This is a genomic window from Verrucomicrobia bacterium CG1_02_43_26, assembly GCA_001872735.1.
Lineage (GTDB): Bacteria > Verrucomicrobiota > Verrucomicrobiia > Opitutales > CG1-02-43-26 > CG1-02-43-26.
Window position 1 is genome coordinate 200,728 of sequence record MNWT01000006.1, and the last position, 20,344, is coordinate 221,071.

Annotated in this window: 18 protein-coding genes; 8 read left to right on the forward strand and 10 right to left on the reverse strand. The window is 45.8% G+C overall.

The window, feature by feature from the left end; genetic code table 11:
• The first annotated feature begins 128 nt into the window (after positions 1-128).
• From AUJ82_03110 to AUJ82_03130, 5 genes are all read left to right on the forward strand, one after another.
• Positions 129-365: a hypothetical protein gene (locus AUJ82_03110; protein OIO60413.1), complete on the forward strand. Its 237-nt coding sequence runs from the start codon at positions 129-131 to the stop codon at positions 363-365.
• 107 nt (positions 366-472) lie between these two features.
• Positions 473-1,042, forward strand: a complete 570-nt coding sequence (locus AUJ82_03115) for a hypothetical protein (protein OIO60414.1) — start codon at positions 473-475, stop codon at positions 1,040-1,042.
• Positions 1,043-1,183: 141 nt separating this feature from the next.
• Positions 1,184-2,017, forward strand: a complete 834-nt coding sequence (locus tag AUJ82_03120) for a nicotinate-nucleotide diphosphorylase (carboxylating) (GenBank protein OIO60486.1) — start codon at positions 1,184-1,186, stop codon at positions 2,015-2,017.
• On the forward strand, positions 2,014-3,012 hold the full coding sequence (locus AUJ82_03125) for a biotin--[acetyl-CoA-carboxylase] ligase (GenBank protein OIO60415.1): 999 nt from the start codon (positions 2,014-2,016) through the stop codon (positions 3,010-3,012). The genes AUJ82_03120 and AUJ82_03125 overlap by 4 nt, the downstream gene beginning before the upstream one ends.
• The gene (locus AUJ82_03130; protein OIO60416.1) at positions 3,009-3,749 is read left to right on the forward strand and encodes a hypothetical protein; all 741 of its coding nucleotides are present in this window, start codon (positions 3,009-3,011) and stop codon (positions 3,747-3,749) included. Before AUJ82_03125 ends, AUJ82_03130 begins: the two co-directional genes overlap by 4 nt.
• A gap of 9 nt (positions 3,750-3,758) precedes the next feature.
• Here the strand turns inward: AUJ82_03130 and AUJ82_03135 are convergent, their stop codons facing one another.
• From AUJ82_03135 to AUJ82_03155, 5 genes are all read right to left on the reverse strand, one after another.
• Positions 3,759-5,045, reverse strand: a complete 1,287-nt coding sequence (locus AUJ82_03135) for a glutamate-5-semialdehyde dehydrogenase (protein ID OIO60487.1) — start codon at positions 5,043-5,045, stop codon at positions 3,759-3,761.
• Between the two features lie 169 nt (positions 5,046-5,214).
• Positions 5,215-5,820 (reverse strand): phosphoserine phosphatase, encoded by a 606-nt coding sequence (locus AUJ82_03140; protein OIO60417.1) that lies wholly within the window; start codon positions 5,818-5,820, stop codon positions 5,215-5,217.
• On the reverse strand, positions 5,817-6,386 hold the full coding sequence (locus AUJ82_03145) for a hypothetical protein (protein OIO60418.1): 570 nt from the start codon (positions 6,384-6,386) through the stop codon (positions 5,817-5,819). Before AUJ82_03145 ends, AUJ82_03140 begins: the two co-directional genes overlap by 4 nt.
• A gap of 62 nt (positions 6,387-6,448) precedes the next feature.
• Positions 6,449-6,886 carry a type II 3-dehydroquinate dehydratase gene (locus AUJ82_03150; GenBank protein ID OIO60419.1) on the reverse strand — a complete coding sequence of 146 codons (438 nt, stop codon included), beginning with the start codon at positions 6,884-6,886 and terminating at the stop codon, positions 6,449-6,451.
• A gap of 5 nt (positions 6,887-6,891) precedes the next feature.
• Positions 6,892-7,647, reverse strand: coding sequence for a Nif3-like dinuclear metal center hexameric protein (locus AUJ82_03155; protein OIO60420.1), 756 nt, complete (start codon positions 7,645-7,647; stop codon positions 6,892-6,894).
• A gap of 43 nt (positions 7,648-7,690) precedes the next feature.
• Between AUJ82_03155 and AUJ82_03160 the strand changes: the two genes are divergently transcribed.
• From AUJ82_03160 to AUJ82_03170, 3 genes are all read left to right on the forward strand, one after another.
• Entirely contained in the window at positions 7,691-9,538 is a 1,848-nt protein-coding gene (locus AUJ82_03160; GenBank protein OIO60421.1) for a hypothetical protein, read from the forward strand.
• Positions 9,539-9,831: 293 nt separating this feature from the next.
• Positions 9,832-10,221 carry a dCMP deaminase gene (locus tag AUJ82_03165; GenBank protein OIO60488.1) on the forward strand — a complete coding sequence of 130 codons (390 nt, stop codon included), beginning with the start codon at positions 9,832-9,834 and terminating at the stop codon, positions 10,219-10,221.
• A 16-nt stretch (positions 10,222-10,237) separates the two neighbouring features.
• Positions 10,238-10,801, forward strand: coding sequence for a hypothetical protein (locus AUJ82_03170; GenBank protein ID OIO60422.1), 564 nt, complete (start codon positions 10,238-10,240; stop codon positions 10,799-10,801).
• Between the two features lie 2 nt (positions 10,802-10,803).
• On the opposite strand, the gene AUJ82_03175 is transcribed toward AUJ82_03170, so the two are convergent.
• The 5 genes from AUJ82_03175 to AUJ82_03195 all read right to left on the reverse strand — a co-directional run bounded on the left by AUJ82_03175 (position 10,804) and on the right by AUJ82_03195 (position 20,257).
• Entirely contained in the window at positions 10,804-14,046 is a 3,243-nt protein-coding gene (locus AUJ82_03175) for a hypothetical protein (protein OIO60423.1), read from the reverse strand.
• A gap of 87 nt (positions 14,047-14,133) precedes the next feature.
• A complete protein-coding gene (locus AUJ82_03180; GenBank protein ID OIO60424.1) occupies positions 14,134-16,062 on the reverse strand; it encodes a tRNA (guanosine(46)-N7)-methyltransferase TrmB in 1,929 nt (642 codons plus the stop codon).
• Positions 16,038-17,012 carry an o-succinylbenzoate synthase gene (locus tag AUJ82_03185; protein OIO60425.1) on the reverse strand — a complete coding sequence of 325 codons (975 nt, stop codon included), beginning with the start codon at positions 17,010-17,012 and terminating at the stop codon, positions 16,038-16,040. Before AUJ82_03185 ends, AUJ82_03180 begins: the two co-directional genes overlap by 25 nt.
• A gap of 12 nt (positions 17,013-17,024) precedes the next feature.
• Complete coding sequence (locus tag AUJ82_03190) at positions 17,025-18,902, reverse strand: tRNA uridine-5-carboxymethylaminomethyl(34) synthesis enzyme MnmG (protein OIO60426.1); 1,878 nt, start codon at positions 18,900-18,902, stop codon at positions 17,025-17,027.
• Positions 18,899-20,257 carry a tRNA uridine-5-carboxymethylaminomethyl(34) synthesis GTPase MnmE gene (locus AUJ82_03195; GenBank protein ID OIO60427.1) on the reverse strand — a complete coding sequence of 453 codons (1,359 nt, stop codon included), beginning with the start codon at positions 20,255-20,257 and terminating at the stop codon, positions 18,899-18,901. The genes AUJ82_03190 and AUJ82_03195 overlap by 4 nt, the downstream gene beginning before the upstream one ends.
• Positions 20,258-20,344: the final 87 nt, after the last annotated feature.

Here is a 20,344-nt window from a genome sequence, read left to right on the forward strand (position 1 = left end):
TTGCATAAACCAGCTTTGTTCCAGAATAGTCTTGAACTCGTTAGGTTACGCATGTAAGCTCATGCCCTTTATACTGTTTGCGAGGATGGAAGTATAAGATGTTAATTTAACATAAATAAAGACAGATAATGGTTATTGGCCTTGATAAAAAAACTTATAAAGATGTGTCTTACACGATAGGGATGGCTGCATTTGCATGCGCTACTTTAGTTCTTGAAGCCACTCAGGGTGGGGTTCGTTATGTTCAGAATGCATTCGGGGCAATCACTCGTCGCCGGACTGTCACGACGGTTCCAGTCCAACAGCAGCAGGTCGATGTACCGTTATGGCAACGCGAGGCTAAATCGGAAAAGGAATTTCTGTAAGCATTACTGATTTATCTTCAAATTCAGGCACCCTGTCGTACTACAATAATACGACAGGGTGCTTTTTTTTAGAGCTTTGGGCTATAATATATAATAAACTAAAATCTATGACACAACCCAACCACACGCCCCATTTGTGGCAACCTGTAGGAGAAACGGTACACTCCGAGTGCCGAATATATTCCGTTTACTGCCGGCGTTATCAACATCCCGTGCGCAAGTCAGAGGACGATTTTTATGTGCTTAAATTTTCGGATTGGGTGCTCGCGCTTCCTCTTACGGAGGACAAACAGATCATCCTCGTTAACCAATTTCGTTTCGGCTCAGATGTCCTTTCTTGGGAGCTTCCCGGCGGAACGTTGGATGAAGGTGAATCTCCAAGCCAGGGAGTCGTTCGCGAACTTTTAGAGGAAACCGGTTATGCGGGTGATGCCCCACTGCACATCGGCTCTTGTTCGCCTAACCCAGCCTTACAAGATAATAAATCCCACTGCTATCTCGTGCGTAACTGCACTTACATGCAAGCGCCTAATTGGGATCACAACGAAGAGCTGGAGATAAGGCTTTTCCCGTTAGAGGAAGCGTTTGAGATGGCGCTCGATGGTCGCATCCACCACACGTTGTCCATTACCTCGCTTTTCTTTTTAAAAGAATATTTGCAAAAAAATCCGCTTTGAATAGAGTATTTATTCATGGCACGCGATGTCTCTCTAACACCCTCAGATCCTATCCGCGATCAGCTTTTCAGGCAACTCACTTGGGGTGAGATCGACCTCGATTATCTTAAAAAGATGGCTCGGCACGCAAAGGCTGAGGACATGGATGGTGTTGGTTTAAAGCATATCTCAGAATACCATGGCGACTTAACTACCCGGGCTCTCCCTATAGAAGGGGATGCCACAGGCTCGGCTCACATTATCGCTAAAGAGGCTCTTCGCCCTTGTGGTCTGCTTTTCCTGCAAATTATTTTAGACTGCTATGGCAAAGGGTGCACCGTTTCCCTTAAAGTAAAAGAGGGTGAACCGGTTCCCGCCGGTACTTGTCTGGCAGAAGTCACTGGCCCTATCATGGTGTTATTAGCCGCAGAGCGCGTTTTGCTCAATTTCCTGCAACATCTTTCCGGCATCGCTACCCAAACCGCCAAATTCGTCCAAACCCTAGGAGATTCAGAGACAAAACTCCTCGATACGCGCAAAACAACGCCTGGTTTCCGGGTGCTTGAAAAATATGCCGTTGCGTGCGGGGGCGCTTGGAATCATAGAATCGGCTTGTTCGATCGCATTATGTTAAAGGATAATCATTTTGCGGTATTGGTAAATGACTGCCTTCCCAAGGTGAAAGAAATGGTGCGCAGTGCCCGTCGAGACTACCCGGGAATCGCTGTCGAAATTGAGGTGGATGCGGTTGAAAACATCGTTCCTGCACTGGTTGCAGAGCCGGATATTATTTTGTTGGATAATTTTTCTGTTCCCGATATCAAAAAGGCATTAGAGATTATTAATAAACAGGTCTATACGGAAGCAAGCGGTAATGTTAATTTGGATACACTGCCTGAATTAGCCCACCTCGGTCTGGATTTTATTTCATGTGGCGCGCTCGTTCACCAAGCTCGCTGGTGCGATATTAGCATGGATTGGAATATTGCGTTATGAAGCATAATTTGGATACCCAGTTGCTGGTTTGCTTTTTAGAAAAGCAGGGTGAGTTTATTTCAGGAGGCGCCTTGGCAAAAAAATTTGATATTTCTCGCGTCAGTATATGGTCGCACTTGGAGAAATTGCGTAAGGAGGGTTTTGAATTCGATGCCGTTCAAAATCGTGGCTATAGCCTCGCATCCGTGCCTGATGTGCTTCAGGGTAGCCTTCTCAAGGCTTACCTCCAGCGGTGCGATTGCGCCATGCCTGTTTTTTTTCATGAGGTGGTTGATAGTACCAATACCGAGGCGGAGCGCCAAATTGCAGCAGGTTTAGATGTTCCTTTCGCGGTTGTCGCGAAAAAAATGACTGCTGGTAGGGGGCGATTAGGTCGCTCTTGGCAAAGTGATAATCCCGGTAGTCTCTACCTTACGTTCGGCTTTAAGCCAAGACTGGCACCGCAGGCCATGCAATGCTTCTCCCTATGGATGGGGATTAATTTTTGTCGTTTCATAAAAAACTATACCGGCCTGGCTGTTTCTATAAAATGGCCAAATGATATTGTTATTCAGGGCAAGAAAATTGCGGGCATGCTCGCGGAGGCTCGTATAGACGCGGATTATACGCGTGATATGATTTTTGGTGTGGGTATAAATATTAATGGTCCTCTCGCTCGTTTTCCTAAGGAGCTGCAGGATAAAGCAACAACGCTTGAGGTTGAGTCTGGCCATCCTTTCCCGATCAATCATTTTGCCGCTCGTTTTATTCAATGTGGGTACCATGCCTATCAGGCGTTTGTTGAAAACCCAAACCCGCCGGAGTTATTCGATTTATGGAACGAATACGATTTCTTGCGTGGTAAAAGCGTCACCGCGACAACACGTACGGATGCGTTTTCTGGAACTGTATCCGGCATAGACGAAAATGGCCATTTGTTGCTGGATTTAGGCGATGGCTCGGTAAAGAAGCTGTCCGCGGCCGACGTCAGTTTATCTTCTTCTTATCAGGCATGAAAATATTGTGTATCGATATCGGAAATACGAGCACTCAATTTGGTGTGTTGGAGGATGGAGTAGTTCTGTTTTCGGAACGCGTTAATACGCACGAAAATGCATTTTGCCATGCTATAGAAAACGCATTAGCACTCCCTTTCGAGGCAGTTGCTTATGCTTCAGTGGTGCCTCTAGTAAACGCGCAGCTGGAGCTTTCATTACAAAAAACAGGTCTCCTTCTCTTTCAATTGACGCATGAACAGTGTGTGGGGCTAACCATTAATTACCCTCGACCGGAAGAAGTCGGGCAGGATAGGCTCGCAAGTTGCATCGGTGCTCAAAAATATTATGGCTCACCTACACTTGTGATTGACTTAGGTACGGCCATCACGCTCGATTTTGTAACCGATGGAAATGTGTACACACCGGGCGCCATTGCTCCGGGTTTGTCTATCATGACGGATTATTTTAACGAAAAAACAGCTCTTCTTCCTCGTTTGTTTCCGCAGGATTTACTCTACGTCCCTGATTCCGTGACATCGACAGAGGATGCCATGGCCATCGGGTGCATGATCGGTTTTTCGGGTTTAATTAAAGCACTCATCGAACACGCACTTAAATCACAGCCTTCAGGCATGAAAGTTGTCGCAACGGGAGGTAGCCTTAAGGTTATCCCCAAGTCCTGGTCAATCGATATCGATTATGACCCTGACCTTACGCTTAAGGGTTTGGAAGAGGCTTATCTCAGGTTTTATTAACAGGAGCAGTTACTCTCTGACTTGCCCGTTTCCACGTATAACATATTTATAAGTACACAAATCACGTATTCCCATGGGGCCGCGCGCGTGCAATTTATCGGTAGAGATGCCAATTTCGGCGCCAAACCCAAATTGATTACCATCAGTAAACCTTGTTGAGGCATTCCAGTAAACGGCCGCAGAATCCACGCTTTTGAGGAATTTTTGCGCCGCTTCTTCATCTTCTGTCACGATTGCGTCCGAATGCCCGCTGCCATAAGTATTAACGGCCCGAATGGCATCTTCGACTGAAGAGACTATTTTAACCGATAAAATTAAATCCAGATACTCGGTGTGGAAGTCCATTTCTGTGGCTGGGTGCAATGGTATGTTGATGTCGTTGCAAAGAATAATGCCTTCGCAAACACCGTCTAGTCTAAGCTCAACTCCTTTTTCGTGTAATGCTTGAGCAAGCCTGGGAAGCGCCTTGGGGGCAATGTTTTTATGGATAAATAAGTTTTCCGCGGCGTTGCACACGGCAGGGTTCTGGCATTTTGCGTTTATTAATATAGATTCTGCCATATCCAGATCCGCGTCTTTATCGATATAGATCGAGCAAACGCCTTTAGAGTGCTTGATAACGGGTATCTTGGATTCCTCTATAACAAATTCAATTAACGCTTCGCCGCCTCTGGGGATCACGCAGTCAATATAACGATTGAGTTTTAAAAGTGTCTTTATGGCTTCTCTATTTACGGTGGGTACCATTTGCACGGCGCCTTCAGGGAGGCCGCTTGATTCAATGGCTTCTTCGACCGCTTTGGCTAAAATTTTATTCGTATTAAAGGCTTCACGGCCACCGCGTAGAATCACGGCATTCCCTGCTTTTACGCAAAGTGCGGCACAATCAATCGTAACATTTGGCCTGGATTCATAAATCACGGCAACCACGCCGATCGGTACGCGTACCTTTTGTATGGCTAGTTGATTGGGTCGTTTAATCAGTTCTAAAATTTCACCTACAGGATCCTTGAGCGCACGTATGTCTTTTACGCCATCAATTATCGCGTCAATTTTGGCATCGTCGAGTGCTAGTCGGGATACCATTTGTTTACCAATCGCCAGGGATTCGCCCATTTCTACGTCTTTTGCATTGGCTTCAAGAATGGCACTTCGGTTTTTTTCTAACGCGTCCGCAAGTTGTTCCAGGAAATCATTTTTGTTGGCATCGCTTATAGTAGCCAATGCCAATGAAGCTGCTTTAGCTTTTTTGGCTAGCTGCTCCATTTGCTTCACCAGGTCGGTCTCTTTGCTCATATAGTTTTCTAGAACCTTCATATTGTTCCTTTAGAAGAAATTTAAGTCCGTTGATTTCATCGCAAGACAAATATTGGGTAGGCTGTTCCCTTGTCTCTCAACGGTCTCAAATAACCCCCAAAAGGTCAACTTCTTTCAAGTGAATACCGCAATGGGCTCAATATGAGCCTTAAGCTTCTAACTGTTTTGCGATTTGTGCCAACAGGTCGTCATGATCATACGCCACCGGCAAATTGGGCTTTTCTTGTAATAAGCTGTCCGGGGGGCAATAGAGGATGCCGTGATCCGCGCTTTCTAGCATGGTGATGTCGTTATATGAATCTCCTGCCGCAATCACGCGATAATTTAGCTTTTGAAAGGCGTGAACGGCCTTTCTCTTTTGATCTTCCAGGCGGAAGCAATAATTCTCAATCCGGCCTGTCCCGTCAATCTGCAAGCTGTGGCAAAAAATAGTTGGCCAATCCAATTTCTTGAGTAATGGTTGCACAAACTGCTCATAGGTATCGGATAAAATGATCACTTGCGTCATCGAACGCAATTTATCTAAAAACTCTCGTGCACCTTCCAAGGGTTCCATTTCTTCCACAACATCTTGGAATAGTTGTATGGTAATACCATGCTTGTCCATCAGTTTTAAGCGCGCGCTCATCAGGGTATCGTAATTCGGTTCGTCACGGGTAGTTTTGCGGAAACCTTCTTCGCCGGTTTTATCGGCAACTACTTTCCATATCTCAGGGATCAATACTCCTTCAAAATCTAGGCAAACAATATTCATTCTTCTGTTTTGTTGTACTTAATGTTGCAACCATAAGGTCTGGTTTCCGGTATAGCAACCGATTTTTTACGAATGGCTTTTTCAATAGCGGCTTTAATATAATTACGTCCCTTCCCCACTTCTTTGGGGTCTGTGGTTAATTTGTCATCAACCGCTCCTTTGTAAATGACTTTCCCGTCTTCGTTAATAATGAAAATCGTTGGTGTCACCGTGGCACCGTACGATTCCCCTACTTTACCGTCCGTATCGAATAAATAGGCGCTCGGCGAGGCATGGTTTGCGATCAGATAATCGTTTGCTTCTTTATTAGCTAAATACCCTCGTTTCCCCGGCGCGTTTGAATTGATCATATACCAGGCAATTTTGCTTTTCGTATACTTTTCTTGAAGCTCTTGCAGCACGCCTTTCTTGTAAAATTTGCTTACGTACGCACAGAGCGGATCATGCCACTCGAGTATAACAATCTGCCCTTTGTTGTCCGATAATGTTTTGACTGAGCCTTGTGCGTCTAGTAACGAAAAATCGGGCGCGTCATCTCCAATCGCAACTTCAGCGTGTAGGCCCATTACGGAGGCCAATATTAGAATGTTTAATAGGATCGTTTTTATTATACTCACTAATATTTTAATTAATAATTTTGCGCTAGATAGGTCATTCCCATCACGTACCCCTCGAATCCCAGTCCGGTAATAACTCCAACGGAAACGCCCGCGGTATACGAATGTTGGCGAAAGCGCTCTCGCGCATAAATGTTAGAGATATGTACTTCTATAAATTTCAACCCACTGCCCGCAATCGCGTCTCTTAAAGCGATACTAGTGTGCGTATAAGCTCCCGGGTTAAACACAACGCCGGTTACCTTTCCGCGCCAATGTTCTATTTTGTCGATTAACTCGCCTTCAATATTCGATTGATAACACTCAACTTCAAAGCCCAGGGGCTTGGCGGCCTCACGAATTTCATTTTCAAGATCCGCAAGCGTTTTGCTGCCGTAAATAGCGGGCTCTCTCTGTCCTAATGCCCCCAGATTCGGGCCGTTTAATATTCCTATTTTTTTTGTTTTCATGATTTTTATAGGGGGCAGTCGGTTGCTATAAACTCCCAGGGTAACCCAAATTTATTAGCCACTTCTTCTGCCAGGCGACACACCCCAAACACTTCTGTGTGATAATGTCCGCAGGGGTATAAATTAAGCCCGAGTTCCTGCGCCACCGTAAATTGGTGTTGTCTTAATTCTCCCGTAATAAAGGTGTCTACGCCATGTTTTAATAGCTGGTCGACAGAAAGATCCCCACTGCCGGAACATATCCCGATGCGTTTGATGTTATCCGATCCGCATTCGATTTTTTTAACCGTGTCGGGAAACAGTATTTCCAATTTCGCCACTAACGCTTTTCGAGAGGTCACGCCTTCGGCGATTACCCCAATCATATTGCCTTCGTACTCCAAAAACCAGTCAACGATGTTGAGCCCCAATTTTTCCGCAATCGTTACGTTGTTACCGATTTCTCGATGGCAGTCCAGGGGTAAGTGGCTTCCATAAACGGCCAGATTTCCTTCCATGATCGTTTTGTACTTCTGGTACAGGGGGCCGGTTATCGGTTTATTATCCCGCCAGAATAATCCATGGTGCGTGATCAAAAAATCAATTCCTTTCGCAATTGCTTCTTGGCAGGGGCCATAGCCGGCATCCACCGCAGCGCCTATTTTACTTACTTTCCCGTTATTTTCAAATTGTAGCCCGTTAAAGGAGCCGGAAAAATCTTTTACTTCGTTGCGTCTAACGCGTTCATCGCAATACGCGACTATTTTTTTTAAATCAACCATTTGGATTGTCTTCTTATTTTTTGTAAATTAAATTTTTATTATCATGAAGTTAATCCCCTATCTTAAAAAAACCGCCCTCTGTTTGTCTACGTTTTTAATCACCGCTATCCCCGGAGCCTTATTGGCACAGGATACTGCGGCAACGAGTCCGCTACCAAAGATGACGGGTAATTTGTTTGGAGATATCTCCGCCACGGATACTGCGGCAACGAGTCCGGTACCAAAGATGACTGCCACTAAAATGGCGGCATCATCCGCTTTGGCCACTTCTGCCGAGCCCTATGGCTACATCCGCCTAAAACCTTTACAGACTTCTTTAACACGAGCCATGTCCATGATACGGCAGATCTACCCTGCCCAGCAACAGGAAATGGTCGAAATCATTCCTATGATCTTTTTCGGTTTTCTTGGTTACCCCGAGTTTCCTAACCTTTCCTCGGATACCAATCTCACGCTCTTCTTTTTTGAAGATGAGAATGTTCCTAACTTAGATGAAAACCCAAGTACCCAGCATATCTTATTTTTAGTCAAAATCGGCAAAAGCGCGGGCGAAATTAAGCAAAAGCTCGATGACATGGATTTCTACTACGTCCAACACAACGACTGGTTGCTCATCTCCGCCGATAAGCCTTTTATTGATTCCGCTTTTGATTTCGAGGCTCTGATTGCCATTAACCAAGCCCCTTTAGCGACTGATCTAGATGGCCATTTCTTTGTTCAAAAAACATCCCCTCTCATGGCTCCCGATGCTCAAAGCAAGCCTTCTATGATTGTTTCTGAGGACATGAAGGGTAAACCGTTCTATGCCTTGTTGGCGAGCATCTACGATCCTCTCGATGATAATATTGATGAATTTTCTTTCGCCTTAGACTTTGCACCAGAGGCACTTATGTTCTCTTCTTCTCTCAAGGCTATGCCGGGTAGTCCCGAAGCTGCCCTTTTCTCGCAAAAAACAGGTATGCCTTTCCCGGTTGCGCGTTACTTTACCGATGATCACTCTTGCGTCTTCGCCGGCCAATTTGATCCCAGCGCCGTTGTTACTTATGCAGACTACTTGTTCGCAAGATTCGAAAAAATTGATAACGCGGACTTCCAAACTTTCCTCGCTGCCTACAAACCGCTTTTCTATCGTTTTGTTTCATCCGCTCAAGGGCCTTTTGCTGGCTCGGTGGAAAACATGGATAGCGAATCCGGTGCCGTTGTCGCACTCAGTGGTTCCTACAATGATGCTGTATTCCTCGATACGTTCTCTCAAATGAAGGAAAACGTGGTACCCAATTTTAACAAGGCATTCGGTTCCCATATCAAGTTTGATTATACCCCTAATATCAGCGCTTTTTATGATATTCCCGTCCACTACGCAGTGGTCACCGAACAAGAAACAAATGATGCTGGGCAAATGAGCACTCTTTTTGAAAGACGTCGCTACATAGCCTCCATAGATGGGGATGCCCTTATTGCTAACGACCTCGAGCCTATTCATAACTTGATCGAGGATATGCGGGTTAACTTCGTGGCTCCCAATAACTTAATGGCTGTCTTTACGCCTAAAAATGGTGTCCTGGCTCATTACCAAATCAATAGTAATATTTTGATCGATACCATTCGCAACAATAGTGAGGAGGTCACTGCTCCCGCCAATCAGTCGCCAAAGGACATCGAAAAAATGCCGCCAATCGAGGGTGTCGTCATCACAGCTAACAATACGCTAACGATTAAAACGCAATGCCCGGTAAAGAGTCTTGCTGCCATTTACAAGGCGTTCGACGAGGTCTATAATGAAGAAATGGAAGCGCTCAACGAGGATGACAGTTTTGAAGGAGAAGAGGTTATGATTGAAGCGGAAACAACGCAGCAAACCGCTACTGCCCCAACTGCTCCCGCTAGATAGGTTTTAATTCAGCTCTTTGCACGCAAGGAAAGGGTATCACGCTCTTTCCTTTTTCATTTGCTGACGGATCAGTGAATTGCTGCCTTCAAAGATAGAAAAATTAACCTTTTTAACATTAAATTTGGCCTCAAATTTGATATCTGTTATAAATCGTGCTAAATTAAATAACATAGGTAATGAACGTTCTCCCTGATACTGTGAATTCAGAATACAGCCCAGATACGCCGGATTTGCTCGGCGAATTTTATTCCGTTGTGTCCAAATGGCCGCGTCCTTCTTGGGATCAATACTTTATGGCCACTGCGATGCTTATTGCGTCCCGATCCGCTTGTGATCGTCTTCACGTGGGTTGCATCCTCGTTTCAGAGGGGGATCATAAAAACCGCATTATCGCAGCTGGTTACAATGGCTTTCTGCCTGGTGCACCCCATAATTCCGTTGTCAGAGATGGGCATGAGCTCGCTACTGTCCACGCAGAGCAAAATGCGATCACGGATGCCGCTCGTAGAGGTGTTACTGTGCAGAATTCCCAGGCTTACCTCACGCATTACCCTTGTGTCCATTGTTCCAAAATGCTCATCGCAGCTGGCGTAAAAACAATTAAATATCACTTTGATTACAAAAATGACCCCTTGGTCCAACAATTGCTTAACGATTCTCGTGTTCCGATCACCCAACTCTAACTAGAAAGGCCCCTTCATGGACTCATCATTCGACTTCTTTCCAGATCTAGCAGGCTCGCTCCTGATCGCCCACCCCGGCCTCCATGATCCTCAGTTTAAGAAGTCCGTAGTCCTCCTGTCCGCATATAACCCCGGTGCCGGTGGCCTGGGGGTCGTTATCAACCGCCCGCTCCACCTCACGCTTGAGGAATATAGTAACTCCTTTTCGCACAGCCCATTGGCTCAAGTCCCCATTTACGAGGGCGGTCCCGTAGGATCAGATCAGATCATTTTGACCGCATGGCAATGGTTTAACGAGGAAAAGGTCTTTAAGCTCTATTTCGGTATCCCCGAGGCAAAGGCCGTCAAACTTCTTAAATCGGATCCCAGTATCGAAATTCGAGCCTTCTTAGGCTACTCCGGTTGGACTGATGGCCAGCTCGAATTTGAACTCCAGCACCATAACTGGTTTCTCTCTTCCATTAGCGGCTTGCATGTGCCTTGCGATGAAAAACACCCGCTTTGGAGAGAGATTATCGGCCAAATTCATCCCGAGCTGCTCTTCTTGGCAGACGCTCCCGAAAATCCTTCCGTTAACTGATTTTATGCAGGCAGCGGTGCTTTACTCGCGGAATCGAGGCCCTTTGTCTTAAGGCGAAAGTTCTGTAAGGCTTTCACGACATCTTCTACGCGAAAAGGCTTCGAAATATAGTCGTCTAGCCCGGCCTCTATACACTTTTGGACGTCTTCCGTAGATGCGGCTGCTGTCATTGCGATAATATACGGTTGTTTGCGATTTCCTAAATTGGATCGTATCCATCTCGTTGTCTCAAGCCCGTCCATTTGGGGCATATACATATCCATGAAAATAATGTCATAAGAGGCGCTTTGTACCATATTGATTGCGTCCAGGCCGTTACTTGCGGCTTCTATGTGATAGCCTAACTTCTCCAATGTCAGGAGTGTCACTTTCTGGTTAACTTTGTTATCTTCCACAGTCAGTACTCGCATATCATTTGGTTCCGTTCGGTGTGCTTGGAATGAATAAGGGTTTAGTCCTCTTGTATGACCTTTCTTTCTTAAGGTGAGCACATCCGCAATTACAGACAGTAAGGGTGTTTTACGAATGGGGGTGCCTAAAAATGCTATATTGAGTATATGTTGGCAGCTCTCTCTCGTTTCTTTCTTATGTTTAGGGTGAGTGATGATAATGGGTATATGCTCCGTTATCGAATTTGATTTCAATTGATCAATCAGGTCTAATAGATAGGTCTTTCGCCCCGAGTCTTTAATGATGATTAAATGGCATCTCGCTAACTGCTTTGCTTTTGTCAGGCAAGCCTCGCTGTCTTGAACGCTATGCGTGTTTGCACCCCACCCTCTTAGTGAAGTGGACAAGCTAGCGGCGCTGCACCTATTAGAATCTACAATGAGTATTTCTTTTTCTTTCAATAGGGTCGATTGTAGTTGGTTTTCTTCGTTAGAAACAGGGTCGCCGAGCTTCGTACGCATCGTAAAGAAAAACGTAGTCCCTTTTCCTTCTTTGCTTGTAAACCATATCTCGCCGCCCATCATTTTTAGTAGCTTTCGGCAAATTGTTAGTCCTAAGCCGGATCCGCCATGTTTCCTGTTTGTGGATTCGTCCGCTTGGGAAAATGCTTTAAATAAATGCTCATGAGCGTCTTCTTGTATTCCAATGCGGGTATCTCTTATAGAGAACTTCAGGGTAGCATCTTGCCCGTCATATTTATCCAGTCCTACTTTTATACAAACTTCTCCTTCCGGAGTGAATTTCAGCGCGTTGCTAATCAGGTTAATGATCACTTGGCGCAATCGGCTAGGATCCCCGCGCAGGCGCGTTGGTACCGCTTCATCGATTTCATAAATTAATTCGATTTCTTTTTCTGCCGCTTTGACGGAAAACAAATCAATGCTATCTTCTATACAGGTCACCAAATCATACTGAATGTCTTCTAGTTTTATTTTTCCGGCTTCTATTTTTGCAAAATCTAATAGATCATTCACGATTTCCAGGAGCGCTTCGCTGCTGTTTAAAATCGTATGCACGTAATCTTTTTGCTCAAGCGTCAACGAAGTGTCCCCTAGTATCGAGGCTATTCCCATAATGGCATTCATGGGCGTGCGTATCTCATGGCTAATATTGGTCAAGAAATTTGTTTTTGCGGCATTTGCCAGTTCGGCCTCCTGTGCCATGTGTTGCGCGTATATCATGCTCTCTTCTAGTCTATTATTGGATTCTTCTAAGGCGCTTTCCAGGTTTCTTGGCGAGCTTTTGCTAAACTCACTCGCCTGCTCTTTATCCGCAATCGGCTCTACGTTCATTAAATACCCAATGATTTCGTATATTTTTCCGTAGGGGTCTTTTATTAAATGCATCTCATCGCGTACCCTCAGGTATCCTCCCGTGTTGTCTTTGAATCGATACTCGCAGGCGTAGGTGCTATCTTCGCTATGCATCAGCTCACTCACTTTTTCCAGAAAAACAGGCTGGTCCTCGCTATGTACTAGTTTTAGCGCAAAAAGTGGGTCTGCTAGAAAATCTTCTGCCCTATGCCCCAAAATTTTTTCAACGTTCTGGCTCACGCGGGTCATCGCAAGTTCATTCATAGGGTGGCAGGCATACGTTGCCACGGGCGATAGGTCTATGATGTCTTTTAAATAATCAATTTCTTCTTTAGCGTATTGCTTGCCGCTTACTTGCTTTGTTACGTCCTCTAGCGTTCCTTGATAGCCCGCAATATCGGCGCTTTCTCCTGCGTGTCGCGGTTTTCCGCTAACAGTTACAATGACTGCACTTCCTTCTTTCGATAATAAATTGAATGTATAATTCGAAAACGCTCGTCTTTCTTGCTGAACGCGTTTCAACCGTTTTTTAATGTTTTCACTGTTCTCGTTATCTGCTAAATCGAATAATTTTTTGCCTTTTATGTCGTTAGATGAGTATCCTAATATCGCGCTGGCAGCTTCTCCTATCTTGATAAACTTCCATTGTTCGTCTGCTTCCCAACTGAGATCTAACGGATTGGTCTGCTCCGTTTTCTTTCCTTCTATATTTATCGTAGTGGGCGCTTGCATCTCCGTTATGTCCATGATCACCCCAGTCCATATGCGTCCTCGTCCTATTTGTGTCTTTTCCGCGGATACCATTTCCTTTACAAATCGTTCCCCGCCGTCTTTCTTTCGCACTCTATAGGTAACGTTCCATCCTTTCCCTTCTTGTATCGAGCATTTAACTACGTTTTTAACACGATCAATATCTGAGCTGTTAACTCTATTCCATATTTTATAAATGTCCTTTGCGCCTACCTCGGTTTTATGGCCCATAATGCGGTGAAACTCGCTGCCAACGTAGCTCACCATAGGTTTCCCGTCATCCATCTCCATGATTTGGAACACTGCCGTGGGTAAATTTTCTAGCACGTCTTGCCAGCCGTCTATGGCGGAAATTTCTTGGCCTTTGCTGTACTCGGTAACATCCCTGAATATTCCGTAGACGTTCGTGCCTTTCGTTTCAATATCCCTAATCGGCGCTAACACAATATCAAACACTTTGTCTTCTCCGCGCACTTTTATCTTTTGTAGGGTATGTATGCTTTGTTGACTGCAAATTGCGCGTTTTACGTGTTTCGATATGGCGTCTTCTTCATCTCCTAGTAGCTCTCTTGCTTTCTTGCCTAATATGTTTCCGATATCAGTGCCTAGATAGCTTTCCGCCCTCGAATTGGCAAACTTGTACCGCGAGTCTTCATCAAAAACAAAGAGCATATCTGCCGCGGAAAAATAGGCATCAGCGGCATTTGTTCTTTCTTTATTCTCTCCAGGCATCTATCGGGGTGGGGGTATATAGCTGTGGTGTATCTTTATGTTTAGAAAAGGATTACATATAAAGCAATAAAAAAATATCATTCCGTATTACTTATTAATAATACTGGCCGGTCGACGCCTTGCGATAACAGATCTATGCTTGTCGGCTAGTTTTTGAAAAAAGGTTTCTTGCTCAAATGGCCATGTCGCGTCCGTGTCTTCTCGCCAATGCTGGCTGCTGGCTATCTGCTCCTTTGCCCACTCATAATAACCGTCGTGATCTGTTCGTATAAATAATTGCGTTCCTTCCGCACTATATGTGGCAATGGACTCCAGGAAATTTGCCTGTATCAGCCTGTTTTTTTCATGGCGTCTCTTTGGCCATGGGTCCGGAAACAAAACGAAAATCTTCCCCAGTTTTGTCTCTTCTGGTAACGCTTCCAATAGTTCGTTTCCTTCTGTTTTCACGAATAATACATTATTAAGGCCTCTTTTTTGGCGTTTGTTGTCCGCTTTTCTCAGGCGCTTTGCTAGTATATCGACGCCTACGCAGAATTCTTTAGGGTTTGCTTGGCCATAGGCTGTCAAATAATCTCCGTGTCCACACCCAATTTCCAGAGTAATTTCACTTTTGCCGTTTAATAGCGCTTTCAGCATAGCTTTTAATTGGCTGTGTCGCGCGGCAATTGCGTTTTCTAGGTTAATAAGGGAGCCGCTCTGTTCCGTTCTATTCTCTAAAACGATTCTTCGTGCCATGACGCGGTCAACTTTCCCCGCGTCATTCAAGGGAATCCTCTCAACGCAAACCCATTCTTTTGGTATCTTGTATCGCTCTAGTTTTTCTTTAAGTAGTGTTGTGAGTGTATCCGAATTGCAGATACGTTCATCGCAGACCACAAGCGAGACGACTTTTTCGCCCCACTCCTGGTCTTGTATCCCGAAAACGAATACGTCTTTTATTGCGTTTAATGCCCGAATGGCATCCGCGACTTCTTCCGCGTCAACTTTCTCCCCTCCGGTGTTGATGATATTGTCATCCCTGCCTAAAATGATAATGCTGCCTTCTTCATTAATCATTCCGCGATCATGTGTGTCGAAAATTTTATTCCTCGGCTCTAGGCTTGGGTAATAGCCTTTGTATACAGGACCAGTGATTTTAATTTTGCCTGCTTCCAATGGTTTTGTATTCAAAATACGAATACCGAAATCCCCTAAGGGCTCCCCTACTCCATTACCGCCTTTTAGGAACGTCTCCGGATTCATCGCGGTTGCCATGGATGCAGTCTCGGTCGCGCCGTAACAGATGGATATTTTTAGCTGTGCCGCTCGTGCTTGCTCAAGTAGTGTCTCGTCCGTCTTGGCGCCTCCTAAGAAAATGCAATCAAATTGCTTCAGCCATTGCTCCCCTGTCTTGTTTTGCAATAGGCGTCCCATTTGCGTGGGCACCAATGAGGTCACGTAGCCCTCCCCTAGCCTGGGTAGATCGTTCGGGTGTTTTATTGATTTATTATCAATAAATGCGATATCGCCACCGCTTATGACTGCGCGCACGGCTTGCATGAGCCCGCTTACGTGGTAAAGGGGTAATAGGCATGCCGAATTAATTGCGCCGCCGCCTAAAAATGTCTGTGTGCCCTTGGCTGAGCCTTTTAAATTCTCCCAATCGTGAATAACGAGTTTCACCCCGCCTGTGCTCCCGCCTGTCGGGATCATGATATGGCCTAAATGGCGATTTTCCTGGATCTCGATCCCGTAAGGCTCGCTTCCTGCTTTGCTGAATAAATACCCGCCTTTAACGATGCGTTTAAAGTGCTCCCATGTATCGTAGCTCCAGTCTGCATTTGCCAAAAAAACAGCTTCTCCGTTCAATATTCCCGCAAATAGCGCTCCTAAAAAGCGCATCGGGTCGTTTTCGGCAACGATCACATTGCCTTTTTTGGCTTTTAGCTGCAATTTTTGAAGGGCTTCGGCTATATAGGGCTGCAATTTTTTCCAAAATGCACCTTTTTCATCTATTTCCAGCGTGCTCGCGTCCATATCTCTTCCTTTTCTGCTTCAGTCATTCTGCCATAATATAGTTCACAGCCCTCTCCATGGCAATACATCCCGTCTCGTTCGAAAAAGTCACTAGTCCCAAAGCCCACTTTATGGTCGCAGATTGCGGGTATGGCTCCTAGGCTCGCCTCAATGCCAATTGAGCTTTCTAGCACGGTCGAATATACCATGCGTTTTAGTATATCGTCATCAAGCTCCCCTACCCTATCGAGGTCGCCCATTGTGCTTGGTTTGGCTACATATAGCCCTTTAAATCCTGATTTTTCTAGTTCTAGTATGTCTTTTATGGAGCCAATCGACTCATCTAATGCTATTGTTGTCTTGAAATTTTGGGAAACCGCAATCATTTCTCGTTCAAGGCCTACATTTAAGGGTTGTTCAAGGAATTCAATCCCTTGCAGTTCTTCAAGTGCTTCCATCCACCACATAAATTCGCTCATAGAAAGCCCGCCATTAGGGTCTAGTCTTGCCTTGGCGCCTAGGCTCACTAATTCTTTGATGCCTTCTAATTCAATTTCCTTAGCCTCACGAGTGAGCTTTAGTTTCAGGTGCTTAATTCCTTCTTCTAGCCTTTTTAAGCCTTCTGTTGTCGACCCTACTAGTATTACTGTCTCAAACTTACGTTCTTTCTTCTGCTGAAAGTCACCAATCGCGGCTCGCAGTCCGAATGTACTGCAGGGGTATGTCCCCCACCCCGCGCTAATTGCATTAGCATCGATGTTTCCGGAAAAGGAGTCCAGTAATTTGATCGCTTCTGCAATGCTTTCTGTTCCGAACCACTCCAGTGGCGCAATTTCACCATACCCGCGCCTGCCGTTAGGGTCTGTTAATTGTATTATAATTCCTTCCCTATACTTCCATAGCCCGCTGGGGCTTTTGAGGGGCTTTGTGAAGCGTCTCCTGTAGGGTTTGTATTTAAGGCCGAACTTCATGGGGTCTCTCGTTTAGGCATTGATCATGACCATGAGTAGGCTGATGTCCGTTGGGTTTACACCGCTTATTCGGCTTGCTTGAGCCAGGGTTTCAGGTTTTATAGCGTTTAGTTTTAGGGCACTCTCCGTCCGTAGGCCTTTTATTTGCAGGTAATCGGTGTCTCTTTTGAGTTTTATCTTCTCTAGATGAACCATTTTTTCTAATAATCGCATCTCTCGCTCTAGGTAACCGCGGTATCTGGCCCTGTATAATACTTCTTCCTGGGCTTCTTTGCTGATTTTTCTAAATTCTTCAGGCAGTTCAACGCTTTCTAGGTTCTCGCATTTGCGAATGTTGTCACCCCAGGTTCCTCCTTTGCCTTTTTCTGTCTCGAATCGATTTTCCCATTCCTTGATTGCCGCAAGTTTCGCTTCTGTGCGCTTGATTCTGGATTCCGGCATCAAGCCGTGTTCCTTGCAAAGGTGAATTAATCTTACATCAGCACTCGCGTGGTTGAGTAATAGCCTGTGCTCTGCCCTGCTGGTAAACATGCGGTACGGCTCTTGGGTTCCTTTGGTCACTAGGTCGTCGATTAGTACCCCTATGTAGCCCTCGTGGCGCCCCACGATCAGTGGCTTTCCGCCTCTGCTTTTTTCAGCAGCATTCACGCCGGCAATTAATCCCTGGCACGCGGCTTCTTCGTAGCCTGTGGTCCCGTTGATTTGCCCTGCAAAGAATAGATTTTCAACTTTCTTAGACTCCAGTGATGCGTAGATCTGTGTTGGCTGTGCGTAATCATATTCAACCGCATAGGCCGGCTTAAGCATGATTGCGTTCTCCAGCCCTGGGATTGTTTTTAGAAATTCTATTTGCACATCAAAGGGTAGGCTAGTGGATAGGCCGTTAATGTACCATTCGTCCGTGTTAAGCCCCTCTGGTTCCAGAAATAGTCTGTGGCCGGATTTGTCGGCGAAGCGCACGTACTTGTCTTCTATGCTGGGGCAATACCGCGGGCCTACACTTTGTATGCTCCCGTTGTACATGGGGGATTTTTCGAGGTTGTTGTTGATAACCTCGCCCGTCCGCTCGTTTGTATAGGTCATCCAGCAGGACGTTGTGCGGCTCCCAGGAACCCAGCCGATGTACTGTTGGTCAAGATGTTCCACGTGGAACAATTGCTTAAAATCGTTACTGCCTTCGGCGTAGAAGCCAAATAGGGTGGGGGATGTGTCGCCCTTCTGCTCTTCGCACTTGTTTAGGTCTATACTTGCTCCGAGTATTCTCGCGGGGGTGCCTGTTTTAAGGCGTTCCAGCTCGATTCCGGCGTCCACGAAGCTTTGCGAGAGGGTCTTTGCAGTTATGTCGCCTATCCGGCCGCCTTCAGTCTTGTTTTGGCCGATATGCATGAGTCCGCGTAGAAAGGTTCCTGTCGTCACAATCACTGTTTTTCCATAAAAGTTTACGCCTAATCCTGTCTCAACACCTACAACTTTCCCGTTCTTATAGATGAGTCCTGCCACCATCGCTTGAAAGAGGGTTAGGTTTTCGGAGCGTTCTATAATGTGCTTCATGCGAAATTGGTACGCTTTTTTGTCGCATTGCGTCCTGGGTGCTTGTACGGCAGGACCTTTGGAGGCGTTTAATAATCTATATTGTATGCCGGTCACATCTGCGTTTACGCCCATTTCCCCGCCTAGCGCGTCCACTTCTCGTACAATGTGTCCTTTGGCTTGCCCGCCTATTGCGGGGTTGCAGCTCATCTGCGCGACGGTGTCGATATTGCCGGTTAAGAGTAATACTCTTGTTCCCATGCGAGCAGCAGCCAGAGCCGCCTCGCAGCCTGCGTGTCCTGCTCCGCAGACAATTACGTCGTACGGGTTATTTTCGTCGAATGTCAGTCCTTTTCTCATTTCCCAATGCAAAATGTGCTAAATAATTTATCTAATATCTTCTCGTTATCAATTTTTCCGACAACATCCCCTAAATGCTCCAGTGCCTCTCTCAGTTCGCTGCTGGCTAGCTCAGTTGGTCCCTTTTCTTTTATTAACTTAAGGCCTGCCTCAACGCTTTCTTTGGCGCGCATGAGTGCGTGAGCATGGCGCGCGTTCACCACAAGGGTATTCTCGTCTAGACCGTTTGTTCTTTGCTCTAGCCGCTGCTCAAGGGCTTTTCGTAGCTCGCTTAGGCCGTCACCTGTCTTTAGGCTGAGGGATACATGCTCGCATCCGCTTATAACTTCGCTTTGGTTCTGGTTCGTGGCTAGGTCAATTTTGTTTTTAAGTACAATTGTCTTTTCGGGTGTAAACTCTTTTGTCACTTCTTCGGGCAGGGTGGGGTAGGGTAGGGATTGGTCTATTACGAGCAAAAACAGGTCGGCTTCATGGCTTTTCTCCATTGTTTTGCTAATGCCTATCTTTTCTATGTCACTTCCCGCCTCATGCAGGCCTGCTGTATCAATGATTCGAATACAGTGCTGCCCGATCATGATACTTTCGCTGATAAAATCTCGCGTTGTCCCGGGTTGTTCGCTCACGATGGCTCTTTCTTCCCCTAATAGTGCGTTTAATAGACTGCTTTTTCCCGCGTTTGGCGCTCCTATGATAAGTGTTTTTACGCCTTCGTTTAGAAAACTTCGATAATGGCTCGTAGCGATTAGAGTGTCTAAATCATTAATCGTTTTGCTCAGTCGTATCACGTTTCGGGCCTCGTCTTCGGGTGGGAGGTCATCTTCCGGAAAGTCCACGAAGGCTTCTAGTTCAGCAATTGTTTGCGCCAGCTCATCGGTAAAATATTCTACTTTTTTGCCTAGTCCTCCTCGCAATTGCTTTTGAGCGGCTTTTAACGCAAATTCGCTTCTCGCGGTAATCATGTCGGAAACGGCTTCGGCTTGGCTCAAATCCATTTTCTGGTTCAAGTACGCTGTCCTTGTAAATTCCCCTGGTCCCGCGTGCCGACATCCCCGTGCCATCAGGTCCTCAAGTACTTTTTGCACAATCAACGGGTTGCCGTGGCAGTTGATCTCTAGCATGTCTTCCCCTGTGTAAGAGGCGGGTCCTTCGAAATAGGTATAAAGTACATGGTCCAGGGGGGTAGCTCTTTTATCGCGGTACGTTCCGAGCACAGCTTTCCTGGGGTGGGGGAGGGTGTTTGCTCCAATCGCTTCTTGGGCGATTCGCTTACACTCCGGGCCGGATAGCCGCACCACTGCAATCGCAGATTCTCCGCGTGGTGTTCCTAATGCTACTATCGTATCTCCTAATGGCATGCGCTTTCGTTCCCGTTAATTTGAAATGCTTAATGATAAATAATTTGTCATTACTTGTCAAAGCTCCAAAATTGTCTTATTCTTATC